Raw genomic sequence first — 25425 nt, 5'->3', positions numbered from 1 at the left:
CTCATTCCCGGAACCCCGCGTCGTAACCGACGCCCGGCCCCTCCCATTCACGAACTGCATCGAAGGCGATTATTCCTGTGAGGTCAAGGGAAATGACCGATTCACGACAGCTTTGAAAACCAATTGCCGCGAATGCCTGAAATGCGCACAAGAGCACCAGGAAATCGGCAACCCGTGCAAACAAATCAGTCAAAGAAGCAGCCGCACAAGTCTATAGCTCGCGACAGACTCCGCCGTCACTATAGCGATGCTTTGTTGGAGGCGCGAACCGCGATGGATTGGCCCATGTAAACCCCACCGCTTGGCGGGTCCACGGCTGTTGCGCGGGCTTTGCCACCGCTTTATGGCTGATCTCCTGACATCCTTTGACAGGCGGCAAACCATGACGACAGACGGCAGCGAACTAGGCATAAACACGCGGCTTGCCCATTCAGGCAACAATCCGCACGACTATTTCGGCTTCGTCAATCCGCCTGTCGTGCATGCCTCGACCGTGCTTTACCCCAACGCGACGACGATGGCGGCGCGCAGCCAGAAATATACCTACGGCACGCGCGGTACGCCGACCACCGACGCGCTGGCGCATGCGATCGACGCGCTGGAAGGCTCGGCCGGCACCATAATTGTGCCGTCGGGCTTGGCGGCGGTGACGATCCCACTGCTGGCTTTCCTTTCGGCGGGCGATCACGTCCTGATCGTCGATTCGGTCTATCACCCGACGCGCAATTTCGCCGACACGATGCTGAAGCGGCTGGGCGTCGAGGTCGAGTATTACGACCCGCATGCCGGCGCCGGCATCGCCAAGCTGATCAAGCCCAACACCAAGGTCGTGCTCACGGAATCGCCGGCCTCAAACACCTTCGAGGTGCAGGACGTCCCGGCCATCGCCAAGGCAGCGCACGCGGCCGGCGCCATCGTCATGATGGACAATACCTGGGCGACGCCGCTCTATTTCCGCCCGCTCGACCATGGCGTCGATATCTCGATCCATGCGGCGACAAAGTACCCGGCCGGCCATTCCGACGTGCTGCTGGGCACGGTGTCGGCCAATGCCGACTGCTGGAAGCAGCTTTGCGAGACGTTCTACACGATGGGCTGCTGCGCCGGCCCAGACGACGTCTACCAGGTGCTGCGCGGCCTGCGCACGATGGGTGTGCGGCTCGATCACCACCAGAAGAGCGCGCTTGCCATCGCCGCCTGGCTGGAAGGCCAACCCGGCGTTGCGCGCGTGCTGCACCCCGCGCTCCCCAGCCATCCCGACCATGCCGTGTGGAAGCGCGATTTTTCCGGCTCGAGCGGCATCTTTTCCATCGTGCTCAAGGGCGGCGGCCAGAAACAGCAGCATGCATTCCTCGATGCGCTGAAGATCTTCGGCCTCGGCTATTCCTGGGGCGGCTATGAGAGCCTTGCCGTGCCGGTCTTCCTCGGCGACCGCATCGTCGCCAAAGGCCCCTATGACGGCCCGCTCATCCGCCTGCAGATCGGGCTCGAGGATGTCGAGGATCTCAAGGCCGACATTCTTCGCGGGCTGACCGCTGCCGCAGCTGCCTGAGCGGCAGCCTGCCGCGCTGAATCCGCAAACCGGCACAGGGACTGAAAAGACTGGCCACGAGGCTTATGAGACGCCCGATGTCGCAAAGCCGCTCATTGCATGATCGCGCGCAATGTTATTTCCCCAATACGCGCTTTTCCGGATTGGATTGACTTTCAAAGTCGACAGTCGAGCGTCATTGCAGAGCGCTTCGAGCCGCACTTTCCGCTAATCCCGAGCTTGCCATGGCCTTTCGTCTCTTTGTTCCCATTCTCGCAGGCGCGACGCTGCGCGAGCGCATCATCGCCTGTATCGGCGCGATGATCGGGATCGCGCTGACCGGCGCGATTGGCGGGCTGGTGTTGGGCAGCGGCCCGCATGTGCCGCTGCTGGTGGCCCCGATGGGCGCGTCGGCGGTGTTGCTTTTCGCGGTGCCGGCGAGCCCGCTGGCGCAGCCGTGGTCGATCATCGGCGGCAATACTCTATCCGCGCTGGTCGGCGTGATCGTGGCGCATTTCGTGCACGAGCCTGTCCTGGCCGCCGGCATCGCCGTGGCGCTGGCGATCGCCACCATGTCGTTCGCGCGCTGCCTGCATCCGCCGGGCGGGGCAGTGGCGCTGACGGCGGTGTTCGGCGGACCGGCCGTGATCAGCGCCGGCTTCCTGTTTCCCTTCGTGCCGGTGGCGCTGAACTCGATGGTGCTGGTGGCGCTCGGCTACGGGTTCCACAGGCTGTCGCGACGCAGCTACCCGCACCGGCCCGCGCCTGCCGCCAACAGCCACGGAACGGCAGACCAGCCGGCTGTGCAGCGCGTGGGCTTCCGGCCCGAGGACGTCGATGCCGCACTCAGCACATTGGACGAGACCTTCGACATCGACCGTGGCGATCTCGAACGGCTGCTGCGCCAGGTCGAACTGCAGGCGATGGTCCGCTCGCACCGGACGTTGCTTTGCGCCGACATCATGTCCCGCGATGTGGTGTCGGTGCCTGAACAGGCTTCGGTCGACGAGGCCCGGCAGCAACTCCTGGATCACAATATCCGTACCTTGCCGGTGGTCGACGCAGAGGCGAAGCTGGTTGGCGCCGTTGGCCTGCGCGAGTTGACGAAGGCCACCGACACGGTGAAGGGGGTCATGTCGAATGCCGCAACCGCTTCGCCCGACACACCGGCGATGCGCCTGCTTCCCGTGCTCACCGACGGACGCAGCCATGCCGTGGTCATCATCGACAGCGAGCGGCGCATCCTCGGCCTGATCACGCAGACCGATCTCCTGGCCGCAGCGGCGCGGGTACAGGCGGCAGACAAAGGACTGGCAGCGGCCTAGTATAGGCGGCTTTAGGCAGACTGGCAGAAACAAGCCGGGAACCTTTCCCTGGCCTGCGAGTCCAATGTCCAGGCCAACCATCTGTCTAGAGGTCCGGTCACGATGAACAAGTTTGCAACACAAGCCGCGGCATCCGACACTGTGTCAGGCGACATGGCGCTGGTGCGCCGGGCGATGGCGCGCGAGGCCGGCGCCTTCCGCGCCAAGGTCGAAGCGATCTTCACCAATCTGGCGCGGGTGGCGAAGAATCCGAAATGGAAAGGCTGCGGCTTTCTGCGCACAGCAGCCGAACTCGCTTCAATGCCCGGACATCCCGCCGTCAAGGCCGGGTCACGGCACAAGAAGAATTTCGAGACCTGGCTGACCGGTGAGCTCTCCGGCCACGGCGTCGCAGAGCCGCAGACCCTGGCGCGCGAAATCGTGCTTTTGATGGACGGCGCCTTCTCGATCATGCTGATCCACCGCAACCCCGACTATGTCGAGGCGGCGGGATATGCCGCTGCAACGCTGGTTCGGGCACGGTCGGGACGAAACACCGGCTCCTAAAAGCCAGCCGCCAGCCAGGCCGTGCCGGCAGCAAGGGTCAGCAGCGTCAACGGCAGGCCGACCTTGAAGAAGGCTGTGAAGGACAGCTGTTTGCCGGCGGCCCGCGCCTGTTCGGCGACGATCAAATTGGCGACCGAGCCGAGCAAGGTGAAGTTGCCTGCCAACGTTGAACTCATGGCCACCACCAGCCAGGCCCGCTCGGGGTTTTCAAGGCCGGGTATGAACGGCCTCAGCGCCAGTACCGCCGGAACATTGCTCATGATGTTGGAAAGCACAGCCGTAAAGCCCGACAGCCGCCAGACGTCGTCCAGCCCAAGGTTCTTGGCGGAAGCGATGATATCAGGCGTAAGCAGCGTTTTCTCGGCGCCAGCGACAACAATGAACAGGCCGGCGAACATGAACAGCAGCGGCCCGTCGATCTCACGGTAGATTCGTGCGGGCTTGATGGCCCGGGTGAGCAGCAGGATGGCGCCGCCGATGAGTGCTGCCTTGGCAACCGGAACGCCGGCGAAGAACGCGACCGCCAGGCCGAGGCAGACAATGACTGCCTTCAGCACCTGTCCGGGCAGCATGCGGCCGCGATAGACTTCCGGACTGAGTTCGGCACTGCGCGCGAATTCGCTGCGGTAGACGATGCGCACGATGATGATGACGGCGACGAGGCCGAACAGGGCAACCGGCGCAAGTGCTGCCGAAAAGGCCGGATAGGAAATTCCCGACAGCGCACCAATGACCATGTTCTGCGGGTTGCCGGTGATGGTAGCGACGCTGCCGCAGTTGGACGCGGTGGCGGTAGCGATCAGATAGGGAATGGGATTGCGGTTGATGACACGGGTGACGTGGACGACGATTGGCGCCATGACCAGGCAGATCGCGTCGTTGACAAGAAACGCCGACAGGACGCCGGTGAGGAGTGTCACCATCACCAGAAGTATGAACGGCGCATGCGCATGCTCGATAGCGTAGGCGCCGAGGGCGCGGAAGGCACCCGAAACCTTCAAATGTGCAACGACGATCATCATACCAAGCAGCAGCGTGATGGTGTCGAAATTGATGGCGCGATAGGCCTCTTCCATACTGAGCGCGCCGATGGCGATCATCGCCGCACCGCCGAGCAAGGCGATCCCTGCCCGGTCGAGACGCAGGCCCGGGATGCGGCCGATGGCGACGCCGGCATAGGTCAGGATGAGGATCAGCAATGCCGCGGCGCCCATCGATGTCATTGGCTGACCATTCCTGTTCAAACGAACCGACGCCGGAATGGATTGTTCCCGCTCAGGCATTGGCCGCGCAGCTTTAACGCCGCTCCAGCAAAGCGAAAGCGCCTATGATCATCCGGATGTGAAAATCGGTGGGCAAAATCATGGGCCGACCGACGCCGGGAGCGGCCGGAACATTGTCCTGACAACGGCCGAGATTGCGAATGAGACAAGCGCTGTGGCCTGCCGCGGCCGGACATCGCCATTCGCGAAACGTCACTGTTGCCAAGGTCATGGTTTATATAATTAAATTCTAATTTATCCTTTCCGGGTATGGATAGTTTAGCCGTATTTAGGCCTTGGGGTTTTCACATGGTCCTTGAGAGGGAATGCCGCGTTTCGGAGAACGACACCTTTCTGGCGCGCCCGATGGAATGTCCGCGTTGCCAGGGAGCCCGCAAGATCTTTGTTTGCGCCCGGTGGATGAGTTCGAATGGCCATTGCTGCCCCGGAGGAACGCACCGGCTTAGCTGCCCAGGTCACAGTGTCGCGTGCCTGGAGTGCGGCGGACGGGAATCGTGAGCTGATTTGAAAACGATCCTGACAAGGCTGGCCGGAGACGTCCGGCATGTTCCGTTTCCGCATGCCTGTGAGCAAGTCTCCTGGAAACGAAAAAAGCCCCCCTCGGCGAACCGGAGCGGGCTTGCAGCCATAGCGGTAAGTTTTGTTTCGGTGCGAGCAGGCCGCGAGCGTTTTCCGCTCCACGGCCGCATATAGCCCATAACGGCACTTCCAGACGAGGCGATTGATGGTTGGTCGCCGCCGGATTATTCGCCCGACGATCCGTCGCCATTGGCGCTGCTGCCCAGAATTCCAAAGTCCTGCGACTTCGCTCCTTGGCCAGCAGTCAGGAACCCATCCGCATCCAGGCCGCGCCGCAGCAATTCCCGCACGGCCGCGGACCGGCTTGGCATGCGCTTTTCGAAACGCCAGTTTTCCAAGGCAGCCAATTCCTCGGCTGTCAGCATGATCTGCAATCGCTCCGGTCGTTCCAGATCGGCCATTTTGCGCTCCAACCGCCGGGACCAAAATAAGACGAGTTAGTATGTACCTCAGGAACAGTATAGTTAGTGGTCGCCGCATAGCGCGTCAAGAGCGGCTGATTGGCAACCCACATTCAAGACCAACGATGCGAACGAAGCGTCGATTGCACAACCCTCATCATCTACTAACTAATTGATTTATTTATGAATATTGACGATTTTTCTTGCCATCCGATTTTGATGGGCGCATCTTGATCAAGAAGGACAAATAGCTCCTGAAAGGGAGGGTTCCATGAGATACGGATATTCAGCTCAGCTACGCGAGGATCTCAATTCACGGGTCCTGGCGGCCCTACGATCCCGCGGAATGGTCAACATCGCCACTGTGGCAGAGGACGTGCGAACGCATAATTTGGACGAGAACATTGCTCTTGAGGACGTCGAGCGGCTCGTGATGCAAGTGGCCCAACTCTATGGCGCGGCGATGGAACTCGACGGCCTGACTGCCGTCGAGGCGGGGCGATTCACATCGCTTCCGGACAATCCGCACGAACTGCATGGCATCGACAGATCCGACGTCATCAGTGGCCAGGCTGCGCCACCTGCCCGGTTGGAAGGATAAGCGCGTGCGCTCGGAGCGCGAGCCGCTTTAATCCGCTACAATATCGGCGAAAGAGGTTTGGACGGAGGCCAACGGCGCTTCGAGAGTCCAGACTACACCGTCTTCCTTGAACTCCAACAGTCCGGTGCCGCTGAGAGCCAGTGGCGCAACCCGCTTAAGCACAACAGAGCCGAAACCACGGCGCGCAATTGCGCCCAAGCGCGGCCCGTCCAGTTCACCCCATATCAGACGAAAGATTTCGGCGCCGTTGGCTGCCCGGATCACGTCCCATTCGACTTCGACTCGTCCGCCGTGGCGCGAAAGTGCTCCGTGCTTTGCCGAATTGGTGGCCAGCTCGTGGAAGGCGATGCCGAGATACTGGACGGCATTTGGCTGAAGTGTGATCGCTGGTCCAGCCATCGACAGGCGATCCTGCGCCGCAAAAGGCTTGAGTTGCGCTTTGATCAGGTCGCCAACGGTGGCGCCGCGCCATTCGGCGTCGACCAGGAGATCATGGGATTGCGAAAGGGCCGAGATGCGCTCTCGCACCTGCTCTAGGAAAATCGCCGGCGTGCCAGCCGATTTGCTGGTCTCGCGGATCATCGAAATGATGACCGAATATTGGTTCTTCACGCGATGGTTGACTTCACGCATAAGCAGGCGGATACGCCGCTCGCTTTCCTTGTGGGAGCTGATGTCGCGGGCGATCTTGGAAGCGCCGATGATACGCCCGATGCCATCGCGGATCGGCGAGATGGTCAGCGAGACCGGGATCGAGGTGCCGCCCTTGCGTAAGCGGATGGTCTCGTATGTCGGCACGCGCTCTCCGGCACGTATGCGGGAGATAATCGAGGTCTCCTCGCCGAGGCGGTCAGGCGGAATGAGCATTGTCACCGGCCGGCCGATTGCCTCGGAGGGCGTGTAGCCGAACAAATGTTCCGCCGCATCGTTCCAGCTGGTGATGATGCCGTTGATGTCTTTCGAAACGATCGCGTCCATGGACGATTCGACAATCGCGGCCAGTCGCATTCGCGCCTCGTCGGCCTGCGTCTGCATGCGCAGATCGAGCAGCGTGTTGATGGCGCCGACAACCTGACCCGATTCGTTGCGAAGCAGGCGAGGGTAAGCCCTGAACGGAATGAGTTCGCCATCTGGCTGCTCCGCAATTGCCTGGCCCCACGGAATATCGCGTTCCTCCAGCATGGAAACTGCCATTGGGCACTCGCCGTGCGCCATCGGCCGACCGTCGAAATGACGGAGCTTCCACGAGCCGCACCAGAGATCTCGGCCGATGACCGGCTTATGTCCCCACAAATCGGCCGCGGCATCGTTGAAGAATGTGATACGGCCCTGTCTGTCGATAGTGTAGACAGCGACCGGGAGAGCCCGCATCAGATCGGCGGAGGAAAATCCCGCAATTCCTGCCTCCATTTGTTGGATGGAGTCCGCATGTTCCCCTGCCACGTAATCCCCTGTCTGTTCGATTTTCAACGGCCTGCCTCGACCACTGAATGCGCGCGAGAGGTTTCGGTTCCACTCGCCGACACCAACTCTGGTCTCGGCAGCGGCAATTGGGGTCGCCGGACCTTGCTTTCGCAACCATCCCCTTCGCGCTGACAGGAACCAATCGATAAGTCCAAGCGTTTGCCGCTGCGTACTTTTTTCATACATAGCCAAACGGAGTGAGGGACATGGCTTCATCAGCACTTATCGGCATCCTGATCACCTTTCTGGTGATCATCCTGGTGCTTTATCTCGTCCAGCGCCTGCCGCTCGATGGCCGCACGAGGCAGATCGCGCAGATCGTTGTCATCATTATCGGCATCATTTCGTTGCTGAAATATCTGGCGGTGTTCTAGTATAAGGACCGCTATGACATTCCAAAGGCTCGCATGGTCCGTCGCAACAGCGTTGGTTGCCGCAACAACCACGGCATACGCGCGACCGGACACGCGCACGATGACTTGCGATGAGACGCAGCGCCTGATCCAGAGCCATCGCTCGGCGGTGCTGACGACAGGCCGAAACACTTACGATCGCTACGTCCGCCAATTCGGCAACGACTGCGACTGGCCGGAGGTGCCGGTTGCCGCCTCCGTTCCAACACGTGATGGGCAATGCCGCGTCTATTGGTGCCGGGAGCCGGTGTTCGACTTCCCGAACGGATAGAACCAACTGGGTGCTGAGGGCGCCAGCAAACGCAGTCCGGGCGGCGACATGGAACCCTTGCGCTCCGCGTGAATTGATTCTGCGCATGGCGCTGCGGGGTGTAGCGGTGTGATGCCCAACAAGTCGGAGGAGCGGTCATGGCCACTGATACGAGGCGAAGCGGCAGCTGCCTTTGTGGCGGCATCCAGTTTTCGGTGATGGGAGACCCGTTTCGGGTTGGCCTTTGCCATTGCAAGGACTGCCGCAAGGCGAGCGGGTCGACTTTTTCGGCATTTGCGGTGTGGCCGCTCGAGGCGTTTGAAACGGCGGGTATCGTCAGCAGCTATGGTGACAGAAGCTTTTGCCCAACCTGTGGCGGCCGGGTCCCTTTGGTTCGTGAGAATGAGGTGGAGGTGACGATTGGCAGCCTCGACGAGGTCCCCACCGAAGGACTGGAGCCCAGCTATGAACTCTGGGTCAACCGCCGCGAACACTGGTTGCAACCGTCGCCAGGTGCCCGGCAGTTCGAGCATGACCGTGAGGAAGACGAGGCGAAAAACGATGGCCTGACAGCCGATCTGATTCCTGACGGGGCCGAGACACTCGCAAGCAACTTGCCGCAACGCAAATCGGCCTAGCGCACGCGATGCAGACGGCCTTGGCCGGTCGACAAGTAGGAATTCGTTCTCGAACACCGCCCGATGCGCTGTCCGATCGCCGCGCAACCATGGGATGGCCCATGGCTCGCTCCACGCAAGTGTCCTTTTGCAACCGGCGATCGATCTACTGGGTGGTTGGCTCCGCTCACTTGGATTTCGTCTTGCGGTTGCAGAGCGGCGCTGCGTTTTGTTTAAAAACGAGAGCTTAGACCACGCAAAATGGTCACGTCAATTAATCTGTCCAAGTATGTTTTTGGCATGACATAACGAAATCTTGTCACCTCGTACAAAAGGACAATTTGTTTATTTCCTTTTTTGTTACACAGTGTGGCGAATCTTGAGGCCGAATGGGGCGGTTTTCATGCAGCCAGCGCCTGGGCAGCGTCGCGGTCCGCACGTGCAGCATCCACCGATTGACGGGTTCTGGACCTGGGATATCAAGCGCAGCCGTGCTTACGGCGACGCCAATCTTTCCGACTATCTCGGGCTGACGCTCGACGAGTTTTCGCATGGCGCATCGACCGAAAGATGCATGCAGAGCGTCGACGCCGAGGATCGTCTCCGGGTGCATGAGGCGCAAATCGACTTGGAGCAGATCTTGTTAGCTTGTGCGGGAGCGGAGTTCAGCCGTCACCATGCGGGCAAAATGGCTTTGAGGCGAGCGGCCCTCCAGCAGGCTGGCGCGCTCAAGAGCAGCGTCGCCGTAAAACTTCACCAACACCGCCGCGGCGCTGGCGGCGTCGACCCTGAGCCGGCCAAGATCGTGCCCGTCCCGACTGGACGATACGCTGTCGGCAATGACATCCAGCATGGCCTGCAACTTGTTGGAGAAACTGCCCTCGTCTTCGTGCATCGTCGCGGTCCGATTGGCGGCGTAAAATATCGACATTTTTGCAAAAAGCGCAATAGGGTCGTTGATCGAGCGCTAATACAACCTGATACAGCTCCACCGTGAGCTTCACCGCAATCTTCATGCAAGCATAGCCGGCGCAAAGTTCATGCGCAGACATTGGGGGCACCGATGGACCAGCCGAGCAAGATGGAGAATCTGCAGTTCGCGCAAGGGATACTGCGGGAACTTCGGCAGAAAGCCGAAGCCGATGGCGAGAAGCTTCTGACCTATCTCATCGACATGGCTTACCTTGAAGCCAGCGATCGCATCCGCGCGCACTGGATCGGCAATCACGAGCCCGAAAGCCGCAGGGCGAAGGGGTAACGCCGAAACGGAGCGATGGTGGCGCCCCTCACGGGCGCGTTTTGGATGAGGCGCTGGAGCCCTCCAAACCACCGTCAGTTGTGAATGCCGGATGAAAGGCCAGCCAGCGCCTCCCTCACCCGGGTTTCGCTGATCCCGCGCGTATCCTTGACCCAGCTGGGCGTCGAGAGCGGTGGCTCGATAAAGCGAACATGGTTGTTTACGGGACCGTGCACATAGGGGCGATTTAGCCCGTAGATAAGCGCACATGGAACGTTCAGGGCAGCGGCGGCGTGCGAAATGCCGCCATCAACCCCGAGGAATATGGTCGACGCCGCGATCTGGCACATTGCGTCAGCAATCGACGGGGTCGAGGTGAAGTCGATTGCCGCAGGAATGGCGGCGCGGATTTTTGCAGCGCCGGCCCGCTCGCGCGGTCCGCCGACAATCCAGATTGCCCAGCCGCGATCATGGTGGTCTCTGGCGACGGAGATGAAGCGCTCGATGGGCCACGAGCGGAAATTTTCGATGTCTGCCGTATAGAGTGCCAGCGCCGGCTGGCCGGCATCGATCTTCTGGCGCCGGCGCCATTCGTCCAGCTCGGCCGGATCGACGACAAGCCGGGGCGCCGGCCATTCTGTGCCCGCAGCCGGCTTTTCGCCAAGAGAGGCAATCGAGCAGACCTCCTCGAAGAGCCGCGTCTTGCGCGGGCCGAAAGCCCATAGATGCGCCAACCAGCCGGCGGGGAAACGATTGAGGAGGCCGAATTGCAATTCCTGCGGATAGCCGACGCGCTCCTCAATGCCGGCCATGAACGCCATCAGCGCCGCCTTGGTGCTGCTGGTCATCAGATAGGCCGTCCCGTAGTTCTCCTTTCGCAACTCGCCGACAAGGCGGCCGCGCTCTGCAAAACCTGGCCGCTGATGACGCTTGGCAAGCGCCCAGCCCTTCCGGACGTGCGGCATCAGACGCGCCAGCGGCGCGGCGACCGGCGAGGTGACGACATCGATGGGGCGATCAGGAAATCGCTCGGCAATGATCTGGATAGCGGAGTGGCAACGGACGAAGTCGCCAACTGCCGGAAAGCCGACGAAGAGGATTGGATCACCGGTCGTCAAGGAAGCGCTTCGCCGTAGGAGACGCGGAGTGTAGAGGTCCGGCGGATCGGTTGCGCGGCATTGGGGATTGGTCGACGCGTGCTGGATCCCGTAAAGCGCTGGGCTTGCACCGACAGACGAACCATCTCCGTTGCCAGCCATTCGACCTGACGCTGAATCCCGCCGTAACCCCGGCAGGGTATTACGCCCTTCAAAACGAGCGTCACCCGCATTGACCTTGCCTCACAGTCCTCTCAAAGACGGTTCAGTTGCGTCACGGGCTTGGCATTGTCAAGGTCACGCCAGAATCGCGAAAAGCCGCGCCCACTGTCAGTGTTGCGCCTCTATCACCGAGTTACGGAATCGTTAATCAGCGCTTGCTACTATGCCCAATGACCAAGAATCTCGGCAATGCATCCAGGACCATCCCCAGGCAACAGCCAAAGAGTTCCGCTCTTGGTCGGCTGGCGCCTGCGCTGTTTCCGCTGGCCGTCGTCGCGCTTGGATACATGATCGGCCATCAATTCTTCGGCTTCTAGGCCAACCCTCTCCAGATGCGCTCGCGGCGGAAACGCCGCGAACAAACGCAAAAAACGCCACACCCTTCGGGTGCGGCGTTCTCAACTCTGATACCAGTATCGGCCGGTTGTGGCTGGGCTATGAAACTGCCTTTTCGCGGACCGGAAGCTTCCAGCCCGGCCTGACAAAGTGGCAGGTGTAGCCGTTGGGATATTTCTCGAGATAGTCCTGATGCTCGGGCTCGGCCTCCCAGAAATCGCCCACCGGCGCCAGTTCGGTGACGACCTTGCCCGGCCATAGCCCGGAGGCATTGACATCGGCAATGGTGTCCTCGGCGACGCGCTTCTGCTCGTCGCTGGTGTAGAAGATCGCCGAGCGATAGCTCATTCCGACATCATTGCCCTGACGGTTCCTGGTGGTTGGATCGTGGATCTGGAAAAACGATTCGAGCAGCGTGCGAAAGCTGATCCTGGCGGGATCGAAAACGATCTCGATGGCTTCAGCATGGGTGCCGTGGTTGCGGTAGCTGGCGTTGGGCACATCGCCGCCGCTATAACCGACTCGGGTCGAGTTCACGCCGGGATAGCGCCGGATCAAATCCTGCATGCCCCAGAAACAGCCGCCGGCAAGCACTGCACGTTCGGTGGACGTCGCCATATCATACCTCCTTTGGATTGCTCCTTAAGTAGGCATTGTCGCTGGCTTCTTCCAGCACCTCAAGTGGATCACTCGTTGCCTGCCGAGCCGAACCGCCGCACGATCACCTCGAAGACGATGTCGGAGATCCACATGGCCGAGACGCCGATCAAGAAGGCGGCGGCGAGCGTCGTGGTGTCGTCGGCGGGATCAGGGATAGGCAACCCTGTCGCCTTGAACCAGGCAACGGCGGGCAGCGTCAGATAGGCGGCCGCCAGCGCGCCGCAGATCGGCGAGGCGATCATCTCGCGCAGCTTGTAGCGATGGCGCGACAGCGCTCGCAGCACACCGCCGGCTAAACCGGCGGCGACGACAGGGCCCTTGATGCCAAGCATGTCGAAGAGGTCGTGCATCGGCTTAAGGCCTCCACCCGCAAAGTTTTTGTCCTTTGCGGTTGTGCGTCAAAAGCGCCCGCGCCTCGGCATCCGAGAGCGCATCGACGGCTTTGGCCGACAGGTGCAACGGGCTCGAGACCGTGCAGAAGCCGCCCGGAGCAGTCGTGCATCCGGCCAGCGCCACGAGCAGCGCAATCATCAATCCCTTGCCCATGATTTCAGCTCCTTTCGAACGGCGTCCGCCGGGAGTGCGCCGATATCGTTCTGCACCTGGTCGGCGACCGCGCGCGCCGCGGCTTCGGCGGCCGCCTGTCTGCCGCGCTCGGCCCTGGCCCCAGCCAGACGCTGGTGAAAGCCCCAGCCGAGGGCGGCAATGACGGATGCGAAGAAGCCCAGCAGCGCTTTGTTGCCGAGCAGGAAGGCCAGCAGCGCGCTCACAGCAGCCACCCGGCGATGATTCCGGCCGCAAAGCCGATCGCATAGGGTCTGGCGGCTTCGAGATAGGCGATGAGCAGTTGTTGAAACCCTTCCATGTCAGTGCTCCCAGCCGAATTTGCGAGAAAGCCAGCGCCAGGTCTCGGTGACTGAGGCGATCGCAAGACCGGCGGCGATTTCCAGACCGGCCTGAATGTCGGGGTCGGAAGAAAGTGCTGCCGCGTCATCTGCGCCAAGCAGGCCGCGCGCCACCAGGACACCGGCGCCGTAGCGCAAGATAATGCGGATGAGAACGGCGATCATGTCGGGCTCCTTGCGAAGATGGATTGCAGGATCTGAAACAGCGCCCGCCAGAGGCGTTCAGCAGGGGGCACGGCGGGCGCGGACGACGGCATGATGTCGGGCACGGATGACAGAATGGCCGGACTGGCTGGACCCCGTGGATCCGCCGAGGACGCCGAAGCGGACTGAGAGGCAGACATCAGCAGCGCCTGCGAACGGACCGACCGGACGCGGTCGCTCCAGCCCTTGCCGAAAACCGGCCAGGTCGGCAGCCGTCGCAGGAATGCCAGGCGGGCGTCGCAAAGGTCATCGATGACTGCGCCCGTCGGCCTGGCGCCGACGGCGCTCAGCGTGGCCGGGCCGACCCTGCCGTCCTGCACCGCGCCTACCGCAGCCTGCAGAAATTTCGTCGCCCTGCCCGGCCCGCTGTTCACGGCAAAGTCGAACACGGCATAGTCGACGCCGCCGGGAAGCTGGGCACCGGCAACGGCGTCCCAATAAAAGCGGCGATAGACGGTTGCGACCTGCTCGTCGCTGATCCTGCGCAGATCGGCCTTGCTGGCATCCGCCTTCACATAGCGGCGGAAGTTGGCCAGCGTCACACCCTTCATGGTGGCGCCGCCCGGATCAGCCGGATTGTCGGACCAACCGCCTTCCGATTTGAGGACGAGCGAAAGCGCCCGCGCGAAATTGCGGTCCATGGAAGTGCCTCTTTGGTTGTGGGATTTAGCTAGGAGACTTTAGCTGGTCACAAATCGAAGAAAGGAGACGAGTGTCCCATCAACCCGTATCTGTGCAGACCGCCATGTCGGTCCCACCAAAAGGCTTCCTTGCAGGATAGGAATTTGGATGGAACAGCTAAAGAGGGTTCACGGAAGCGCTTCGCCATCAAGGATGCGTTTATAGAGTTCCAAGTAGGCCTTTGCGGTCTTCTCGATCGGAAATCTTTCGGCAGCCGATTCACGGCATGTTCGCGCGGAAATACTGTCGATCTCATTGAGAACGCGAGCAAACTCCTCATCGGTTTCAAAGAAACGCCCGCTGTCTGCATCAACCGTTTCTGCAAGCGCCCCCCACCGTGTGGTTAGCACGGGGGTCCCGCACAGCATTGCTTCGACCGGGGCCATGCCGAACGGCTCTACCCAAGAGATCGGGTTAAGGAATGCGCGCGCCTCGCCGAGCAATCGCAGTTTCTCGTCGCCATCGACGGTGCCGTGGAAACGGTAGCGCCACGACAAGCTCTTGAAGAAAAGGCCGTCTTTCCGGGTCTGGCTGCGCCCTAGCAACTTCCATCTCGATCCGCCCGCAATATCGAGTTCGAAGTTGAATTTCTTCGCCAGACCAACGGCCCGGTTGAGGCCTTTCCCGGCCCTTGCGATGCCGCCTAGAAACAACAGCCGGTCAACTTTTCGATCAGCGAGCCGGTAGGCATCCACCGGGAAGCCGTTATAAACAAACGTTTCTCGGTTGTGCTGGCGCGCGTGGCTGGCGCTGACAAAGCTGAAATTCAGCCCCTCCCTCGGGGCGTTCGGAACATAGCCGTGCAGGGTGTAAAGCGCACGATATGGGCACTCTACATCATACCAGCCATTGAAATGCACGATGTCAGTATTAGCAGGGATCGCCGCCAGGCATTCTGCTTGTGACGAAGCCTGTCGCACCTCGCAACGCGGATGGCTGGACCCCACTCCGGCAATCAGTGTGATTTGATGTCCGAGAGATACGAGTGCGCTAGCTAGCCAATCGATTTGCCGCTGGGTGCCGCCATAGCCTCTGGAGGGTATTTTGCCTTGCACCGCAATAGTAATATGCATTTCCAACGTTTAGACCGTTGCTCATATTTGGCAAGCTAGGCCCACGCCCTCACAACGAGTTTCCAGCTCGCGTTCGTTATATCGTTAAAACCGGCTCCAGCCTTGTTGAGGATTTTGATTGAGCCAGCAGCGCTGCCAACCCGTACATTTAAATTGGTTGCATCCGGCACAATGCTAATAGCTTGAACGGTCGCATCAGTTGTATTGAGAGCAGGGTTGATGGGTATCTCATCACCAACCGCGTACCCCGAATTGGCCGTAGTACATTGGATGAAGGCTGCATAGAGCGGCGGCTTGACTCCAAGTCCATGGGCAAGGATGAGAGAGCCGCCGGCCGTCAGCGTTTGTGGGGCGCTTTCGAACGATTTGGTAAACGGTAGCGTCCCCCACTGCGGGGCTGACCCGCCGCTGTTCATTAGAAGGGCCTGACTTGCCGTTCCCTTAGCGAGGCGCCCCCAGGTTCCCACACCTGTCCCGTAGATGACGTCTCCGGCAACTGCCGTGCCGATGCCGGCCAGAGCGCTGAGAACGGCCGAAGCCGACTGATACACTGTTGACAGAGCTGCAACGGCAGCCGCGACAAACCCTGTCGTCGCAAGTTGCGTCGTGTTGGTGCCCGGCGCCGCCGTAGGTGCAGCCGGCACTCCCGTGAAGGTCGGGCTCGCTTTCGGCGCCAGGCTCGATACCGCAATCCCGCTGTCTTTGGCCGACTTGCCGGTAGTTCCGTTGAAGGTCGCGATGTTGTCGGCGACGGCGGAGGCCGGGCCGGCGATGAGGTCGCTCGCCTTGACCCCGCCGTCCTTCCCCACCTTGCCCGTCGTGCCGGCGAAGGTGACGATGTTGTCGGTCACCGAGGACGCCGGCCCTGAAAAATCCCCCGTCCCCGTCCCGTCCGCTCCCTTGTCTCCGGCGCGGTCGAACATCAGCCAGATGCCGTTCACCGTCGTCGGCAAGGTGCCGGCGCCGCTGATGTAGGTGAGCGTCAGTTTGCGATAGGAATCGCCCTCATAGCGGCGCCAGTTGAAGGTCGACACCGGGAAGGAACGGAAACCGCTTTCGCGCACGATCTCCTCCTCCTCCTCGATGACGTGCCAGGAGCCGAACGCCATGTCGAGATATTGGGTGCGGCCACCTTGAGCGTACATCTGGCGCTCGTCGCGCGGCTGGATGCACTGGATCAGCGAGATCTTGGTCTCGCATTTTGCGGGATCGTCGACCAGCGCCTTGATGCGCGCCGGCAGCTTGTCGTAGCCGAGCAGCTGTGCGGCCTGCCTTGCGGTGCGCTCGTAGCGGCGGTGGAAAATATCGACTTGGCCCCAGCGGTTGCGAGCCAGATAGCCTTCGGCCACCGGGATCGAGGCATAGCGGATCAGCGTCGCGCCAAAACCCTCCTCGGCATAGAGATAGGCCGGGCCATAGCGCACGACATTCCTGAGGCAGGCCTGCGTCGCCGGCACGAAATTCGAATTGGCGGAGTAGCGCAGCGCAAACAGGAAATCGCGCAAGCCTTCAGCCCACTCCTTCTCCTCATCGGTCTCCTCGTCATTCATCTCGGCGGTGGTCAGCCCGTGCCATTTTTCCGACTGCGGGATGATCAGGCTTTCGAGCCCGGCGGCGAGCCGGTTGGCGGCCGAGTTGATGGTGTTGGCATAGACGCGGGACCCGCGCCGTTCCTGCCGCTCGGCCTGCGAACTCAGCCCGCCGGTCCGGCGGCCGCTCCAGACTTCGGGCGCGTCGGGGTCGCAAAATTCCGCCACCTGCTCCCACACCGCCTCATACTGGCTGCGCTCGGTCTCGAGCTCGGACTGGCGGGAGAGAATATCGCGGGCACGGCTGATCGAGCCCTCTGCATTGGCCATGTGGGGCTCCTGGGTGTGAGTTGAGTGTGCGCCGCAAAACTTTCTTGTGCATCGCAGCAATCGGTGCGTAGATAGGCACAGTAAAAACTGACGGAAACGGGATGACCGAGACGCGAGATTCAAGGACCGCCCACTTCGACGCCCTGCATGGACTTAGGGGCATTGCTGCTGTCCTGGTGATGCTAGGCCACTTCGCCGAATATACGGGCCGGCGATATGATCTGGCGCCTTCAGGGTTCCTTGCCGTGGACCTGTTTTTTCTGCTGAGCGGATTCGTGATCGCCCACGCCTACGACGACAAGTTCCGAAGAGGGATGTCATTCCGGGACTTCGCGGAGACCCGTCTTCTCAGGCTCTACCCGCTCTACTTCGCCGCACTCGGCCTGGCCATGATCGGCGTCGCTGCAGTCATCGCAACACAAGGGCTCGGTGCTTATTCGCGGCTGGATTTGCTTGCAACCCTTGGGTTTTCCGTTCTTTTTCTGCCCACGCCGCCGTCGCTCTCGACGGCTCCCGACCTGCTTTTCCCGCTTGATGGCCCGGCATGGTCGCTGTTTTATGAACTCGTCGCCAATGCCTTTTTTGCCGCGTTGGCCACAAGGCTGGTTGCGCGCTCGCTGGCCGTCATCGTCGGCGTTGGCTTACTGGCCCTGGTGCTGATGGCCTGGCATGGTATCGCACTTGGCGGCGGCGCCTACTTCGACAACACGATCGCGGCTCCCGCCCGGATCGTCTTCTCGTTCTTTCTCGGGGTCTTTCTCAACCGGTATGCGACCGGGGACAGCCGGGACGGCAATCTCTATATGATGTTCCTGCTGGTGCTGTGCGGAGCGCTGATGACCTTCGATCCCGGCGAACATGTCCAGCTATACAGCCTGGTGGTTATCGTCCTGATCTGGCCCTGGCTCGTTCTCGTGGCCTCGCGCCTGCGGCTTTCCGGTTTCTGGCGCTGGATTGCGCTGTTCTCCGGCAACATCTCCTACGCCATCTATGTCCTTCACACGCCCCTCATCCGCCTTTCGAACGCCGCGGTCGAAGCCGTGACCGACATCTCATGGAACGAACACGGCCTGCCGTTCGTCCTGGCGACATCCACCCTGATCATCGTCGTCTCGGCATTCGCCCATTATGTCTACGACAAGAATATCCGCGCCCTGCTGCGGCATTGGCTTTCGCTTCGCCGCGCACGCGAGGGCGTGACCCAGTTCTAGTTCGAGGAGATCGGCTGGCTTCGCGCCCTACTCCGCCGGCGTCCTCTCCAGCGCCGCCGTGCCGCCCTTGCGGCCAAAGCGCTGGACGACGAAGCGGCCCGCCTTCTGGCCGGGGACCTCGATCAGGTTGTAGGTGATCCAGGACATGAGGGTCACCGTCGGCAGGACAACGGCAACGACGATCGCGAAGCGCAACGGCGCCGCCAGTTCGTGGCCGTATTGGCTGATGACGAAGGCCGCGACGGGCTGCAGCACCAGCAGGTGGATCAGGTAGATGCTGAAGGAAAGCTCTCCCATTAGATGGAAGAACCGGTTGCTGAGCGTCACGGCGATCGTCCGCGCCAGCATTCCCGCCTTTCCCGGCAGCATGCGGTAGAGAACCAGCGCAAAGAAGCCCGCCACCAGCGCTTCACGCACCAGAAGCTTGCCGAGCCCCTGCTCGCCGCCAAAGGGCAGCGCCGCCAAAAGCAGCGCCAGTGCCAGGTACAGGATAGGCCGGGGCTGGCTCTGATGCACGATGCCGGCAAGCAGCATCCCGCACAGGAATATCTGCATCTTCAGCGGCAGAAACGACGGCATCGGAAAATGGATCGACAACAGCCGCATCGCAAACACGATGGCGCAGCCGACGGCCGCGACCAGGATGGCGCTCCTGATCCAGTCCAGCCTGCGCACCAGCAGCATGACGGCCGGGAACACGGCATAAAACTGCATCTCCAGCCCCAGGCTCCAGTCGGGCAGCGGCGTGCGGTAGGCGAGGTTCGGCACCAGACCGAACAGGAAGGTGAGATGGGCAAGGATGTTCTTCAGGCTGCCGTCGAGGTAGCGTTCGGGCGCCTGGTGCGATCTCGAGAGGAAATCGTCGATGATGATCCTGCAATCGTAGACATAGGGGCCAAGCGCCAGCGCCAGGAAAAGCATGACATAAAACAGCGGCGCGATCCGGAAATAGCGGCGCGTCCAGAATTTCAGCCAGGTTTGCGGCCTTTGCCAGGGTTCCTTGTCCTGGCGCAGCTGATAGTGGAACACCATCAGGAAGCCGGACAGCATGATGAACAGGTCGACGCCAAGATCCGGCTCGCCGACGATCGGAATTCGCCAGCCGGTCAAAAGCAGGCAGTGCCCGACCAGCACCCAGATCGCCGCAAGCGCGCGAAGCCCGTCCAGGCATTCGATGCGCGACGACCTGATATCCGTGATGCTGGTTTCGTAGCTGGCCATGTTGCACTGCAGCATGGCGCTTGAGGAGCGATTGTCAACCCGTGGAGAGATGACGAATTGCGGTTGGATGTTATGGTTTAGGAGATCGTGTTCTCCCATAGCGTTGGCCATTGCGAGATGAAGAGGAAGCGCGGCGGTGATTAGCAATCTCCCCCCTTGTGGGGGAGATGTCCGGCAGGACAGAGGGGGGCGTGAAGGATCGCAGCGTCACCGCCCTTTCAGATGCAATGCCGTGGAAGGCTAAGCGGATAGGTCGGCGGGACAGCGCCCCCCTCTGCCCTGCCGGGCATCTCCCCCACAAGGGGGGAGATCAGGCTCACCGCCGCTTCAGCAGCCTCGCGTGCCGCCGCCAGTACCACCACGCCAGCACGCGCTTCCTGAAACTGCGCTTCATCGCGGTCATGGTCATACCCCCAGAAGCACGCGGCGCTGGCCGGTGAGGTCGCCGGGCGCGAGGTCGGTCTTCACCGTGCTTGCCGTGCCCTGGTTGCGTTCGAGCTCGGCCCTCAGCGCCGCCTCGCGCGCCTGCACGTCCTTGTCTTCAGGTGTCGGCACCGGCGGCAGCGGTTTCAGTGCGGGTGGTTTTTGAAACAGACACATGGTTCCAGCCTTCTCTTGTCCAGTCATAGAGGAAAAAATCTTCGCCGTTCCTGCCGTAACCCGGCAGCCGGCAGCGCTGCGTGGCGCCCAGCCGGCCGAGCCAGCGCAGCGCCAATTCATTGGCGGCCAGCGCCCGCGCCTCGACCCGCCAGGCGCCCCGCGCCGCCACCTGCGGCCCCAGCACGGCATGGAAGTGCGCGGTGATGCCAGGCACGCAGCGCCTCATCCGGCGCGTGCCCCAGCTCCAGGCGATCCACAGCCCGCTGCGCTGTTCGGCAGCGCCGAAGCCGGCCTCCGGATTGCCGTCGAGCTCGGCGACCCAGGCAAAGCCCTGCAGCGCCGTCAGCGCCAGCAGGGCCGGCGACCAATGGTCGAGCTGGCAGTCGATCTCGGCCCGATCCTCGGGGCGCAGATTGGCGGCGATGTAGGAGAGATCGCGCAGCGTGGCGGGAATGATGCGAAGGGTCATGGGCGGACCTTCGTCAGTCGGAGGCCAGGCCATCGTCAAACAAAAGGAAGTGCGACGTCTCCACCCTTCGTCATCCTATGGCGGAGCAAGGAGCGAAGCGACGCGGCGCAGACCATAGGATCCATGCCGTGACCTGCGAGCGAAGCGGCGGTGCAGAATTCTGATGCGCCGCATCCGTCGGCGACGGTCGCGGCATGGATCCTCGGGTCAAGCCCGAGGATGACGAAGCGTGAGGCATCGCCCCGAGTGAATGCTCAGTCTCGGCTCAGCTTGGCGGACATACGGTTGTCCATGTCGGTCAGCTTGGCCAGAATGCCTTCCTGCGCCCGCACCATCGCCTGCTGAACGTGGATGAGTTTGAATGTGAGCCAAATTTGGATTGCGAGATAAATCAGGAATGGCAGCCAGGAAATGAAGTACGCGAGCAGTGAATTTTCAGATTCCATAATACCCCCGAATTATTGATGCCGTGACATGCTCTATTGCCGACTGGCACGCGTGAAGGCAACAAGCTTCCATTATCGAATTACGGAATTACGGTGACAGTGCACCTATTTTCAGTCCCTCAGTGTCGAGGTTCAATCCAGCAACATCGCGCGACCAAAAAACGTACACTGCCACCGCAATTCGAATGCGGGTCCCGCTATCCGATGGAGTGTCGAAGGCCTTGACCGGCCCCGCCGCCAGTGACCTACTTCGGACGCGCACGCTATCGGTTATCCAGGAGACGGGCGAATGGACATTCGATCGACACTGACGGAGCTATGCGAAGCCTTCAACGCGCACGACCTCGATCGCATCATGGCGTTCTTTGCCGACGACTGCGTCCTGGAAATGCCGAGAGGAAGCAACCCCTGGGGCTCGCGCTTCGAGGGCAAGCAGAACGTGCGCGCCGCGCTGGCGACACGCTTCGAAGGCCTGCCCGATGTCCACTACGGCGACGGCGAGCATTTCGTCGATGCGGCTGCAGATACCGGCATGTCGAAATGGCTCCTCACCGGCACCACCCGCGAAGGCGTGAAAAAGGAGGTCCGGGGTTGCGACTTCTACACATTTCGCGACGGCAAGGTGATCCGCAAGGATTCTTACTGGAAGATCGTGGAGTAGAGTCGGATGTTGGCGCGCTGACGAACCCAGTCGGCCGGGTGCCAAAACCACCTTGCGCATGACGCTAGTGATTTCCATCAACCACTCTCAATAATTGTGTGAAATGATGATAATCCTGCCAAGACTCTCCTGCGACATAGCCAAGGTCGCTTGTATCTGCTGAAATGCGGGTTGCTTTAGAGGGGCAGCAAATGGTCAGTGATATTGATGAATTTTTCGAAGAATATGGCGAGCTGGCAGATTTTGCTGCCCAAGCCCATTGGCAACAAGTTCCACAACAACTTAGACGCTTTCTTGCGTCGCTCGACGTCTCTCCTTATCCGATCTCTCAAAGAATCAAATGGCTTCAATCCCTTACAAATTGGGAAGAAATTCAAAAGAATTACCTTAAAAAACAGAGCGGAATAGGCACCGGGCATGTCACATGGCCAGAACAGCAAGAGATGCGGCTGGCTAGCCAACTGCTTCTTTTTGAGCAGATGGCGCTTGAGAACCTACGACCTGAGCTTTTCGCTCGAGAATTTTACTCCTCCGCTCGGAATGTGAACGAGGGAACGCAAGAAATGCTAAATCAAGCATTTCGACCGTTCGTGTATGAGCTTAGGCGTTATCTTAAGCGAAACATCGACATAGCAGTACCTGAGATAGAGGAGATTTCGTTTCCCAAGCCAATTTTCGTTCCAGCCTCCGATAGGACTATCACTGTTGATCACAATTCACCTGATTACGCCGAAGTTTCTAACACACTTAAGAATTTAGAGGCAGCAATTCGAGAAAGTAACAACTATGATGATATGGACGACAAGGATCAGAGAATAGCGGAGATCCGCGCTGGGAGACGTCTCTTGGAAGCAGTGAAAGTGCGCGCCGATGCTTTACACGCACTCCTCTATCAAGGACTCAAATATCTCGCCAAAAAATTTGCAGACGTCACAATTGGGAAGATCGCAACAGCAGCCCTTCTATTGCTTGGTAGGTGGACCGGGCTGTGGTAATTGCAGTTTTTACGGACTCTGAGTTCCTACGCGGAGGCGGCGAAGGGGTAGTATAGATCCTCACCGAAAAGCCCCCAGCGGATCGCTCTGTCCCGCTGGCCGCCGCGCGCTCTTGAACTCCGCCGGATCGACCACCGCTTCGCGCAGCATCATCACGCCATAGCGGGTGGCGGCCATCAGGTCGTCGCGCAGTTTCACCACCTGGCCGTGCTTGCGATGGTAAAGGCGGAATTCCTCAAACCAGGGCAGCAGCGTCGAAAACACCTTGAAGCGGCCGGACTGCATGCGGTCGAGCATGTCCATCAGCCCGGCCTCGACCGAGACCGAGCCGTCGGTGAAGCGGGCGTGACCGGTGAGCATGTTCAGCCCATGCGCGGCATATTGCCTGGCGAGCGCTGTGCCCGCCCCTTCCAGCGTCTCGCGGCGGCCGTCGCGCGGCCAGGCCCATGGCAGCCATTCGCCCCACGGCTTCAGCGCCAGCACCTGCATGGCCGGGGTCTGCTGCGAAGCGCGGGCCGCCTTGGTGACGTAGACGACATCAGCCTCCGTATCCCACGCGAGCTCGACGGCAGCGGACGGATGATCCCAGCCGAAATCGAGCGCGCCGAGCCTCGGCCACCAGCGCGGCAGCCGGAACGGCTCGCAGGCGATCATGTCCTCGGCGACCGGAAAGATGCGGCCGGAGCCGAGAACCGGAATACCCTTGGCCCGGGCCTCGCGCTCATGCTCAGGATAGGCGGCAACGATCGCGGCGCGCTCGTCCGGCGAATAGTGCCCCGCATCGTCGATGGTCATGAAGGTGACGTGACGGCTCATCTGCACACCCGATCCACCAGCCAGTGGTTGAACCGGCAGGCTGTTGTGTCATGCATGGGAAATCGCGACGAGGATAGCGAGCTTCGGAGCATTCATCCGACGTCTCGGTGTTGGGTCAATTTGAAATTGGTGAGAGCAGAAGCTGCGCGAGCTGACCGTCGATAGGAAAGTGGATTTGCGGCGTGGACAGCATGTGGATTACCTCTTTCGTCCGTTCGTCCGCGAACTCGATGTCATCTCGCATTTCAACGAGTTCGGCCCACTGCTCTACGTCCTTCGCGTCAAGGTTCCCCGCCAGAAAGCGTAAGAGAACGCTTCTAATGTGATTGTAGGTTAGCCTGACGAGCGATTTTGGATAATCCCAGGGAAGCGGCGCCAGGAGCGCCTTAATCTCAGTAACCGGCCGATCCAAGTCAACCAATGATCGAATGATAGAACGCCGTTCTTCCTCTCGCATGCTCAAGTGCCAACCGATGCTTGTTGCGCTAACGCTCCATCTTGTCGATGCGTTCGCTGAGGGCCTTCACCGCTACCGTATTTTCCCGAATGTCTTTGGCGATCTCGTTCGCGGCATTTGCCATGACGGTCCTGGATTGGCCGCCTGTTCATGAATCTGAGCCCTCGGTTAACCCGTGGCGCCAGTCTACTTGCGGATCGCGATTCCACAACTGCCGAGACGGCAGCGCGGCGGAGGGCGTGGGTTCAGGTCGGAAGTATCGGAAGGAAGCTGCTCCCACTCATCTTCCCCTTTGCGGTTTCATGCGGTAGGTCTTGCCCTGCATCGGCGACGCCGATGCGTATCGGGCCGGAGCATTGAGCGCGGCCTCTCCTCTACGCGGGTGGGAAAGCCACTCTTTGCCATGACAGATTTATTCGAGGCGATGCGCCTGTCCGCCGAGGACAGCGAGACCGCGCATCTTTTCTTCAGCGAAGGCGGCAAGATTCTGGTGCCGCTCGGCAAACCGACAAATGCAATGACAGGTCAGGAGATGCTGGAGCGGCTGCTCTCCGGTGACGACGACGGCACGCTTGCCAACGATCTTCTTGGCGAGCTTGGCAAGACGGTTCCGTTGGAAAGCCTGCGTCTCCTGCTCATATCGGACAATGCCGAGACACGATCGGCGGGCGCGTTTATCGCCACGTTTCAAAACCAGAACATAAGTTCGATGGTGGGCGAGCTAGCTGCGCTGCTTGGCCATGACAATCCGCGCACGCGCTTCGATGCCGTGGAGTGTATCTTGCGATGCAGCACGCGTGAACATGGCGACCATCTCGCCCGGGCGTTGTTTGCACTTGCGGATGAGCATGACGGTGTGCGCATGGGGGCCGTCCAGTTCGTGAGCTTTGCAAAGGATTGGCAATTGAAATTTGCGCGCCAGCAGGCCGCACGGCTCAGGCCGCAAACAGCGTTTTCGGCGATAGAAGACGTTTCCGGGCAATGGCGAGACGATGCCTCAGGCATGATCCGTGCGATGCTCGACCATGCAGAGCCTGTGGTGCGGCGTTACGGCCTGGGGCTGGCCAGTCGGGCGAGATTGGTGGTCGTTGATGCCTATGTCGAATGGGCGCGCGCGTCCACCGATCCTGAGATCAGCAAACTGGCGACGGATTGCCTCGAGCACAACCAGATATCGCACCATGCCGTCTGGCATTCATCATTGCCGGCAGTCGCCTGAATTGCCGCTGCCGAGCGGTGGCACAGGAGGCGAAGTGAGCTTCGCA

At 60.8% G+C, this 25425-nt stretch carries 31 protein-coding genes; 12 read left to right on the top strand and 19 right to left on the bottom strand.

Going from position 1 to position 25425, the window contains the following annotated elements; translation table 11 throughout:
- Position 1: 1 nt before the first annotated feature.
- Positions 2–193: a hypothetical protein gene (locus ACWTU9_RS19645; RefSeq protein ID WP_455859702.1), complete on the bottom strand. Its 192-nt coding sequence runs from the start codon at positions 191–193 to the stop codon at positions 2–4.
- 189 nt (positions 194–382) lie between these two features.
- Here ACWTU9_RS19645 and ACWTU9_RS19640 point away from each other — a divergent pair, with 189 nt between their 5' ends.
- The 3 genes from ACWTU9_RS19640 to ACWTU9_RS19630 all read left to right on the top strand — a co-directional run bounded on the left by ACWTU9_RS19640 (position 383) and on the right by ACWTU9_RS19630 (position 3402).
- Positions 383–1552, top strand: a complete 1170-nt coding sequence (locus ACWTU9_RS19640; RefSeq protein ID WP_455859701.1) for a cystathionine beta-lyase — start codon at positions 383–385, stop codon at positions 1550–1552.
- Between the two features lie 224 nt (positions 1553–1776).
- Positions 1777–2856, top strand: coding sequence for an HPP family protein (locus tag ACWTU9_RS19635; protein ID WP_455859700.1), 1080 nt, complete (start codon positions 1777–1779; stop codon positions 2854–2856).
- A gap of 102 nt (positions 2857–2958) precedes the next feature.
- Positions 2959–3402, top strand: a complete 444-nt coding sequence (locus ACWTU9_RS19630) for a hypothetical protein (RefSeq protein WP_455859699.1) — start codon at positions 2959–2961, stop codon at positions 3400–3402.
- Here ACWTU9_RS19630 and ACWTU9_RS19625 read toward each other — a convergent pair.
- Positions 3399–4625, bottom strand: a complete 1227-nt coding sequence (locus ACWTU9_RS19625; RefSeq protein ID WP_455859698.1) for an anion transporter — start codon at positions 4623–4625, stop codon at positions 3399–3401. The genes ACWTU9_RS19630 and ACWTU9_RS19625 overlap by 4 nt on opposite strands.
- Positions 4626–5428: 803 nt before the next feature.
- Positions 5429–5665 carry a hypothetical protein gene (locus tag ACWTU9_RS19620; protein ID WP_454588796.1) on the bottom strand — a complete coding sequence of 79 codons (237 nt, stop codon included), beginning with the start codon at positions 5663–5665 and terminating at the stop codon, positions 5429–5431.
- 346 nt (positions 5666–6011) lie between these two features.
- Here ACWTU9_RS19620 and ACWTU9_RS19615 point away from each other — a divergent pair, with 346 nt between their 5' ends.
- Complete coding sequence (locus ACWTU9_RS19615; protein ID WP_454588795.1) at positions 6012–6266, top strand: hypothetical protein; 255 nt, start codon at positions 6012–6014, stop codon at positions 6264–6266.
- 27 nt (positions 6267–6293) lie between these two features.
- Here ACWTU9_RS19615 and ACWTU9_RS19610 read toward each other — a convergent pair whose 3' ends face one another.
- On the bottom strand, positions 6294–7946 hold the full coding sequence (locus tag ACWTU9_RS19610; RefSeq protein ID WP_455859733.1) for a PAS domain S-box protein: 1653 nt from the start codon (positions 7944–7946) through the stop codon (positions 6294–6296).
- On the opposite strand from ACWTU9_RS19610, the gene ACWTU9_RS19605 reads away from it, so the two are divergent.
- The 3 genes from ACWTU9_RS19605 (at position 7937) to ACWTU9_RS19595 (ending at position 9031) form a co-directional block, all read left to right on the top strand.
- Positions 7937–8104 carry a Thivi_2564 family membrane protein gene (locus ACWTU9_RS19605; protein ID WP_202292706.1) on the top strand — a complete coding sequence of 56 codons (168 nt, stop codon included), beginning with the start codon at positions 7937–7939 and terminating at the stop codon, positions 8102–8104. The genes ACWTU9_RS19610 and ACWTU9_RS19605 overlap by 10 nt on opposite strands.
- A gap of 100 nt (positions 8105–8204) precedes the next feature.
- Positions 8205–8414: a hypothetical protein gene (locus ACWTU9_RS19600; protein ID WP_455859697.1), complete on the top strand. Its 210-nt coding sequence runs from the start codon at positions 8205–8207 to the stop codon at positions 8412–8414.
- Positions 8415–8551: 137 nt separating this feature from the next.
- Positions 8552–9031, top strand: coding sequence for a GFA family protein (locus ACWTU9_RS19595; protein ID WP_455859696.1), 480 nt, complete (start codon positions 8552–8554; stop codon positions 9029–9031).
- A gap of 622 nt (positions 9032–9653) precedes the next feature.
- Here ACWTU9_RS19595 and ACWTU9_RS19590 read toward each other — a convergent pair.
- A complete protein-coding gene (locus tag ACWTU9_RS19590) occupies positions 9654–9905 on the bottom strand; it encodes a hypothetical protein (protein WP_455859695.1) in 252 nt (83 codons plus the stop codon).
- A gap of 168 nt (positions 9906–10073) precedes the next feature.
- Between ACWTU9_RS19590 and ACWTU9_RS19585 the strand changes: the two genes are divergently transcribed.
- The gene (locus ACWTU9_RS19585) at positions 10074–10268 is read left to right on the top strand and encodes a hypothetical protein (RefSeq protein ID WP_455859694.1); all 195 of its coding nucleotides are present in this window, start codon (positions 10074–10076) and stop codon (positions 10266–10268) included.
- A gap of 74 nt (positions 10269–10342) precedes the next feature.
- Here the strand turns inward: ACWTU9_RS19585 and waaF are convergent, their stop codons facing one another.
- From waaF to ACWTU9_RS19540, 9 genes are all read right to left on the bottom strand, one after another.
- Positions 10343–11365 (bottom strand): lipopolysaccharide heptosyltransferase II, encoded by a 1023-nt coding sequence (waaF, locus tag ACWTU9_RS19580; RefSeq protein WP_455859693.1) that lies wholly within the window; start codon positions 11363–11365, stop codon positions 10343–10345.
- A 636-nt stretch (positions 11366–12001) separates the two neighbouring features.
- Positions 12002–12520, bottom strand: coding sequence for a peptide-methionine (S)-S-oxide reductase MsrA (msrA, locus tag ACWTU9_RS19575; protein ID WP_455859692.1), 519 nt, complete (start codon positions 12518–12520; stop codon positions 12002–12004).
- Positions 12521–12588: 68 nt separating this feature from the next.
- A complete protein-coding gene (locus tag ACWTU9_RS19570; protein WP_454588841.1) occupies positions 12589–12912 on the bottom strand; it encodes a hypothetical protein in 324 nt (107 codons plus the stop codon).
- A gap of 4 nt (positions 12913–12916) precedes the next feature.
- Entirely contained in the window at positions 12917–13108 is a 192-nt protein-coding gene (locus ACWTU9_RS19565; protein WP_455859691.1) for a hypothetical protein, read from the bottom strand.
- A complete protein-coding gene (locus ACWTU9_RS19560) occupies positions 13093–13332 on the bottom strand; it encodes an ABC transporter permease (RefSeq protein ID WP_455859690.1) in 240 nt (79 codons plus the stop codon). The genes ACWTU9_RS19565 and ACWTU9_RS19560 overlap by 16 nt, the downstream gene beginning before the upstream one ends.
- 96 nt (positions 13333–13428) lie before the next feature.
- A complete protein-coding gene (locus ACWTU9_RS19555) occupies positions 13429–13632 on the bottom strand; it encodes a hypothetical protein (protein WP_455859689.1) in 204 nt (67 codons plus the stop codon).
- Positions 13629–14312, bottom strand: a complete 684-nt coding sequence (locus ACWTU9_RS19550; protein ID WP_455859688.1) for a glycoside hydrolase family 108 protein — start codon at positions 14310–14312, stop codon at positions 13629–13631. Before ACWTU9_RS19550 ends, ACWTU9_RS19555 begins: the two co-directional genes overlap by 4 nt.
- A gap of 168 nt (positions 14313–14480) precedes the next feature.
- Positions 14481–15425, bottom strand: a complete 945-nt coding sequence (locus ACWTU9_RS19545; protein WP_455859732.1) for a glycosyltransferase — start codon at positions 15423–15425, stop codon at positions 14481–14483.
- Between the two features lie 35 nt (positions 15426–15460).
- Entirely contained in the window at positions 15461–17284 is a 1824-nt protein-coding gene (locus ACWTU9_RS19540; RefSeq protein WP_455859687.1) for a portal protein, read from the bottom strand.
- A 101-nt stretch (positions 17285–17385) separates the two neighbouring features.
- On the opposite strand from ACWTU9_RS19540, the gene ACWTU9_RS19535 reads away from it, so the two are divergent.
- The gene (locus ACWTU9_RS19535) at positions 17386–18495 is read left to right on the top strand and encodes an acyltransferase family protein (RefSeq protein WP_455859686.1); all 1110 of its coding nucleotides are present in this window, start codon (positions 17386–17388) and stop codon (positions 18493–18495) included.
- Positions 18496–18522: 27 nt separating this feature from the next.
- Here the strand turns inward: ACWTU9_RS19535 and ACWTU9_RS19530 are convergent, their stop codons facing one another.
- The 4 genes from ACWTU9_RS19530 to ACWTU9_RS19515 form a co-directional block, all read right to left on the bottom strand.
- The gene (locus ACWTU9_RS19530) at positions 18523–19716 is read right to left on the bottom strand and encodes an acyltransferase family protein (protein ID WP_455859685.1); all 1194 of its coding nucleotides are present in this window, start codon (positions 19714–19716) and stop codon (positions 18523–18525) included.
- A gap of 405 nt (positions 19717–20121) precedes the next feature.
- Positions 20122–20271, bottom strand: coding sequence for a hypothetical protein (locus ACWTU9_RS19525; protein WP_454577933.1), 150 nt, complete (start codon positions 20269–20271; stop codon positions 20122–20124).
- On the bottom strand, positions 20258–20785 hold the full coding sequence (locus ACWTU9_RS19520; RefSeq protein ID WP_455859684.1) for a hypothetical protein: 528 nt from the start codon (positions 20783–20785) through the stop codon (positions 20258–20260). Before ACWTU9_RS19520 ends, ACWTU9_RS19525 begins: the two co-directional genes overlap by 14 nt.
- Positions 20786–21039: 254 nt before the next feature.
- On the bottom strand, positions 21040–21231 hold the full coding sequence (locus tag ACWTU9_RS19515; RefSeq protein ID WP_455859683.1) for a hypothetical protein: 192 nt from the start codon (positions 21229–21231) through the stop codon (positions 21040–21042).
- 289 nt (positions 21232–21520) lie between these two features.
- On the opposite strand from ACWTU9_RS19515, the gene ACWTU9_RS19510 reads away from it, so the two are divergent.
- Together ACWTU9_RS19510 and ACWTU9_RS19505 are read left to right on the top strand one after the other, a co-directional pair.
- Positions 21521–21892, top strand: coding sequence for a nuclear transport factor 2 family protein (locus ACWTU9_RS19510; protein WP_455859682.1), 372 nt, complete (start codon positions 21521–21523; stop codon positions 21890–21892).
- A 191-nt stretch (positions 21893–22083) separates the two neighbouring features.
- Positions 22084–22887, top strand: a complete 804-nt coding sequence (locus ACWTU9_RS19505; RefSeq protein ID WP_455859681.1) for a hypothetical protein — start codon at positions 22084–22086, stop codon at positions 22885–22887.
- A gap of 60 nt (positions 22888–22947) precedes the next feature.
- Here the strand turns inward: ACWTU9_RS19505 and ACWTU9_RS19500 are convergent, their stop codons facing one another.
- Positions 22948–23703 (bottom strand): phage terminase large subunit family protein, encoded by a 756-nt coding sequence (locus tag ACWTU9_RS19500; RefSeq protein WP_455859680.1) that lies wholly within the window; start codon positions 23701–23703, stop codon positions 22948–22950.
- Between the two features lie 881 nt (positions 23704–24584).
- Between ACWTU9_RS19500 and ACWTU9_RS19495 the strand changes: the two genes are divergently transcribed.
- Complete coding sequence (locus ACWTU9_RS19495; RefSeq protein WP_455859679.1) at positions 24585–25379, top strand: hypothetical protein; 795 nt, start codon at positions 24585–24587, stop codon at positions 25377–25379.
- Positions 25380–25425 lie beyond the last annotated feature (46 nt).

Source organism: Mesorhizobium sp. 128a (genome assembly GCF_053848025.1).
The sequence above is the reverse complement of the archived record's forward strand: the minus strand, read 5'-3'. Positions and strand labels throughout refer to the sequence as shown.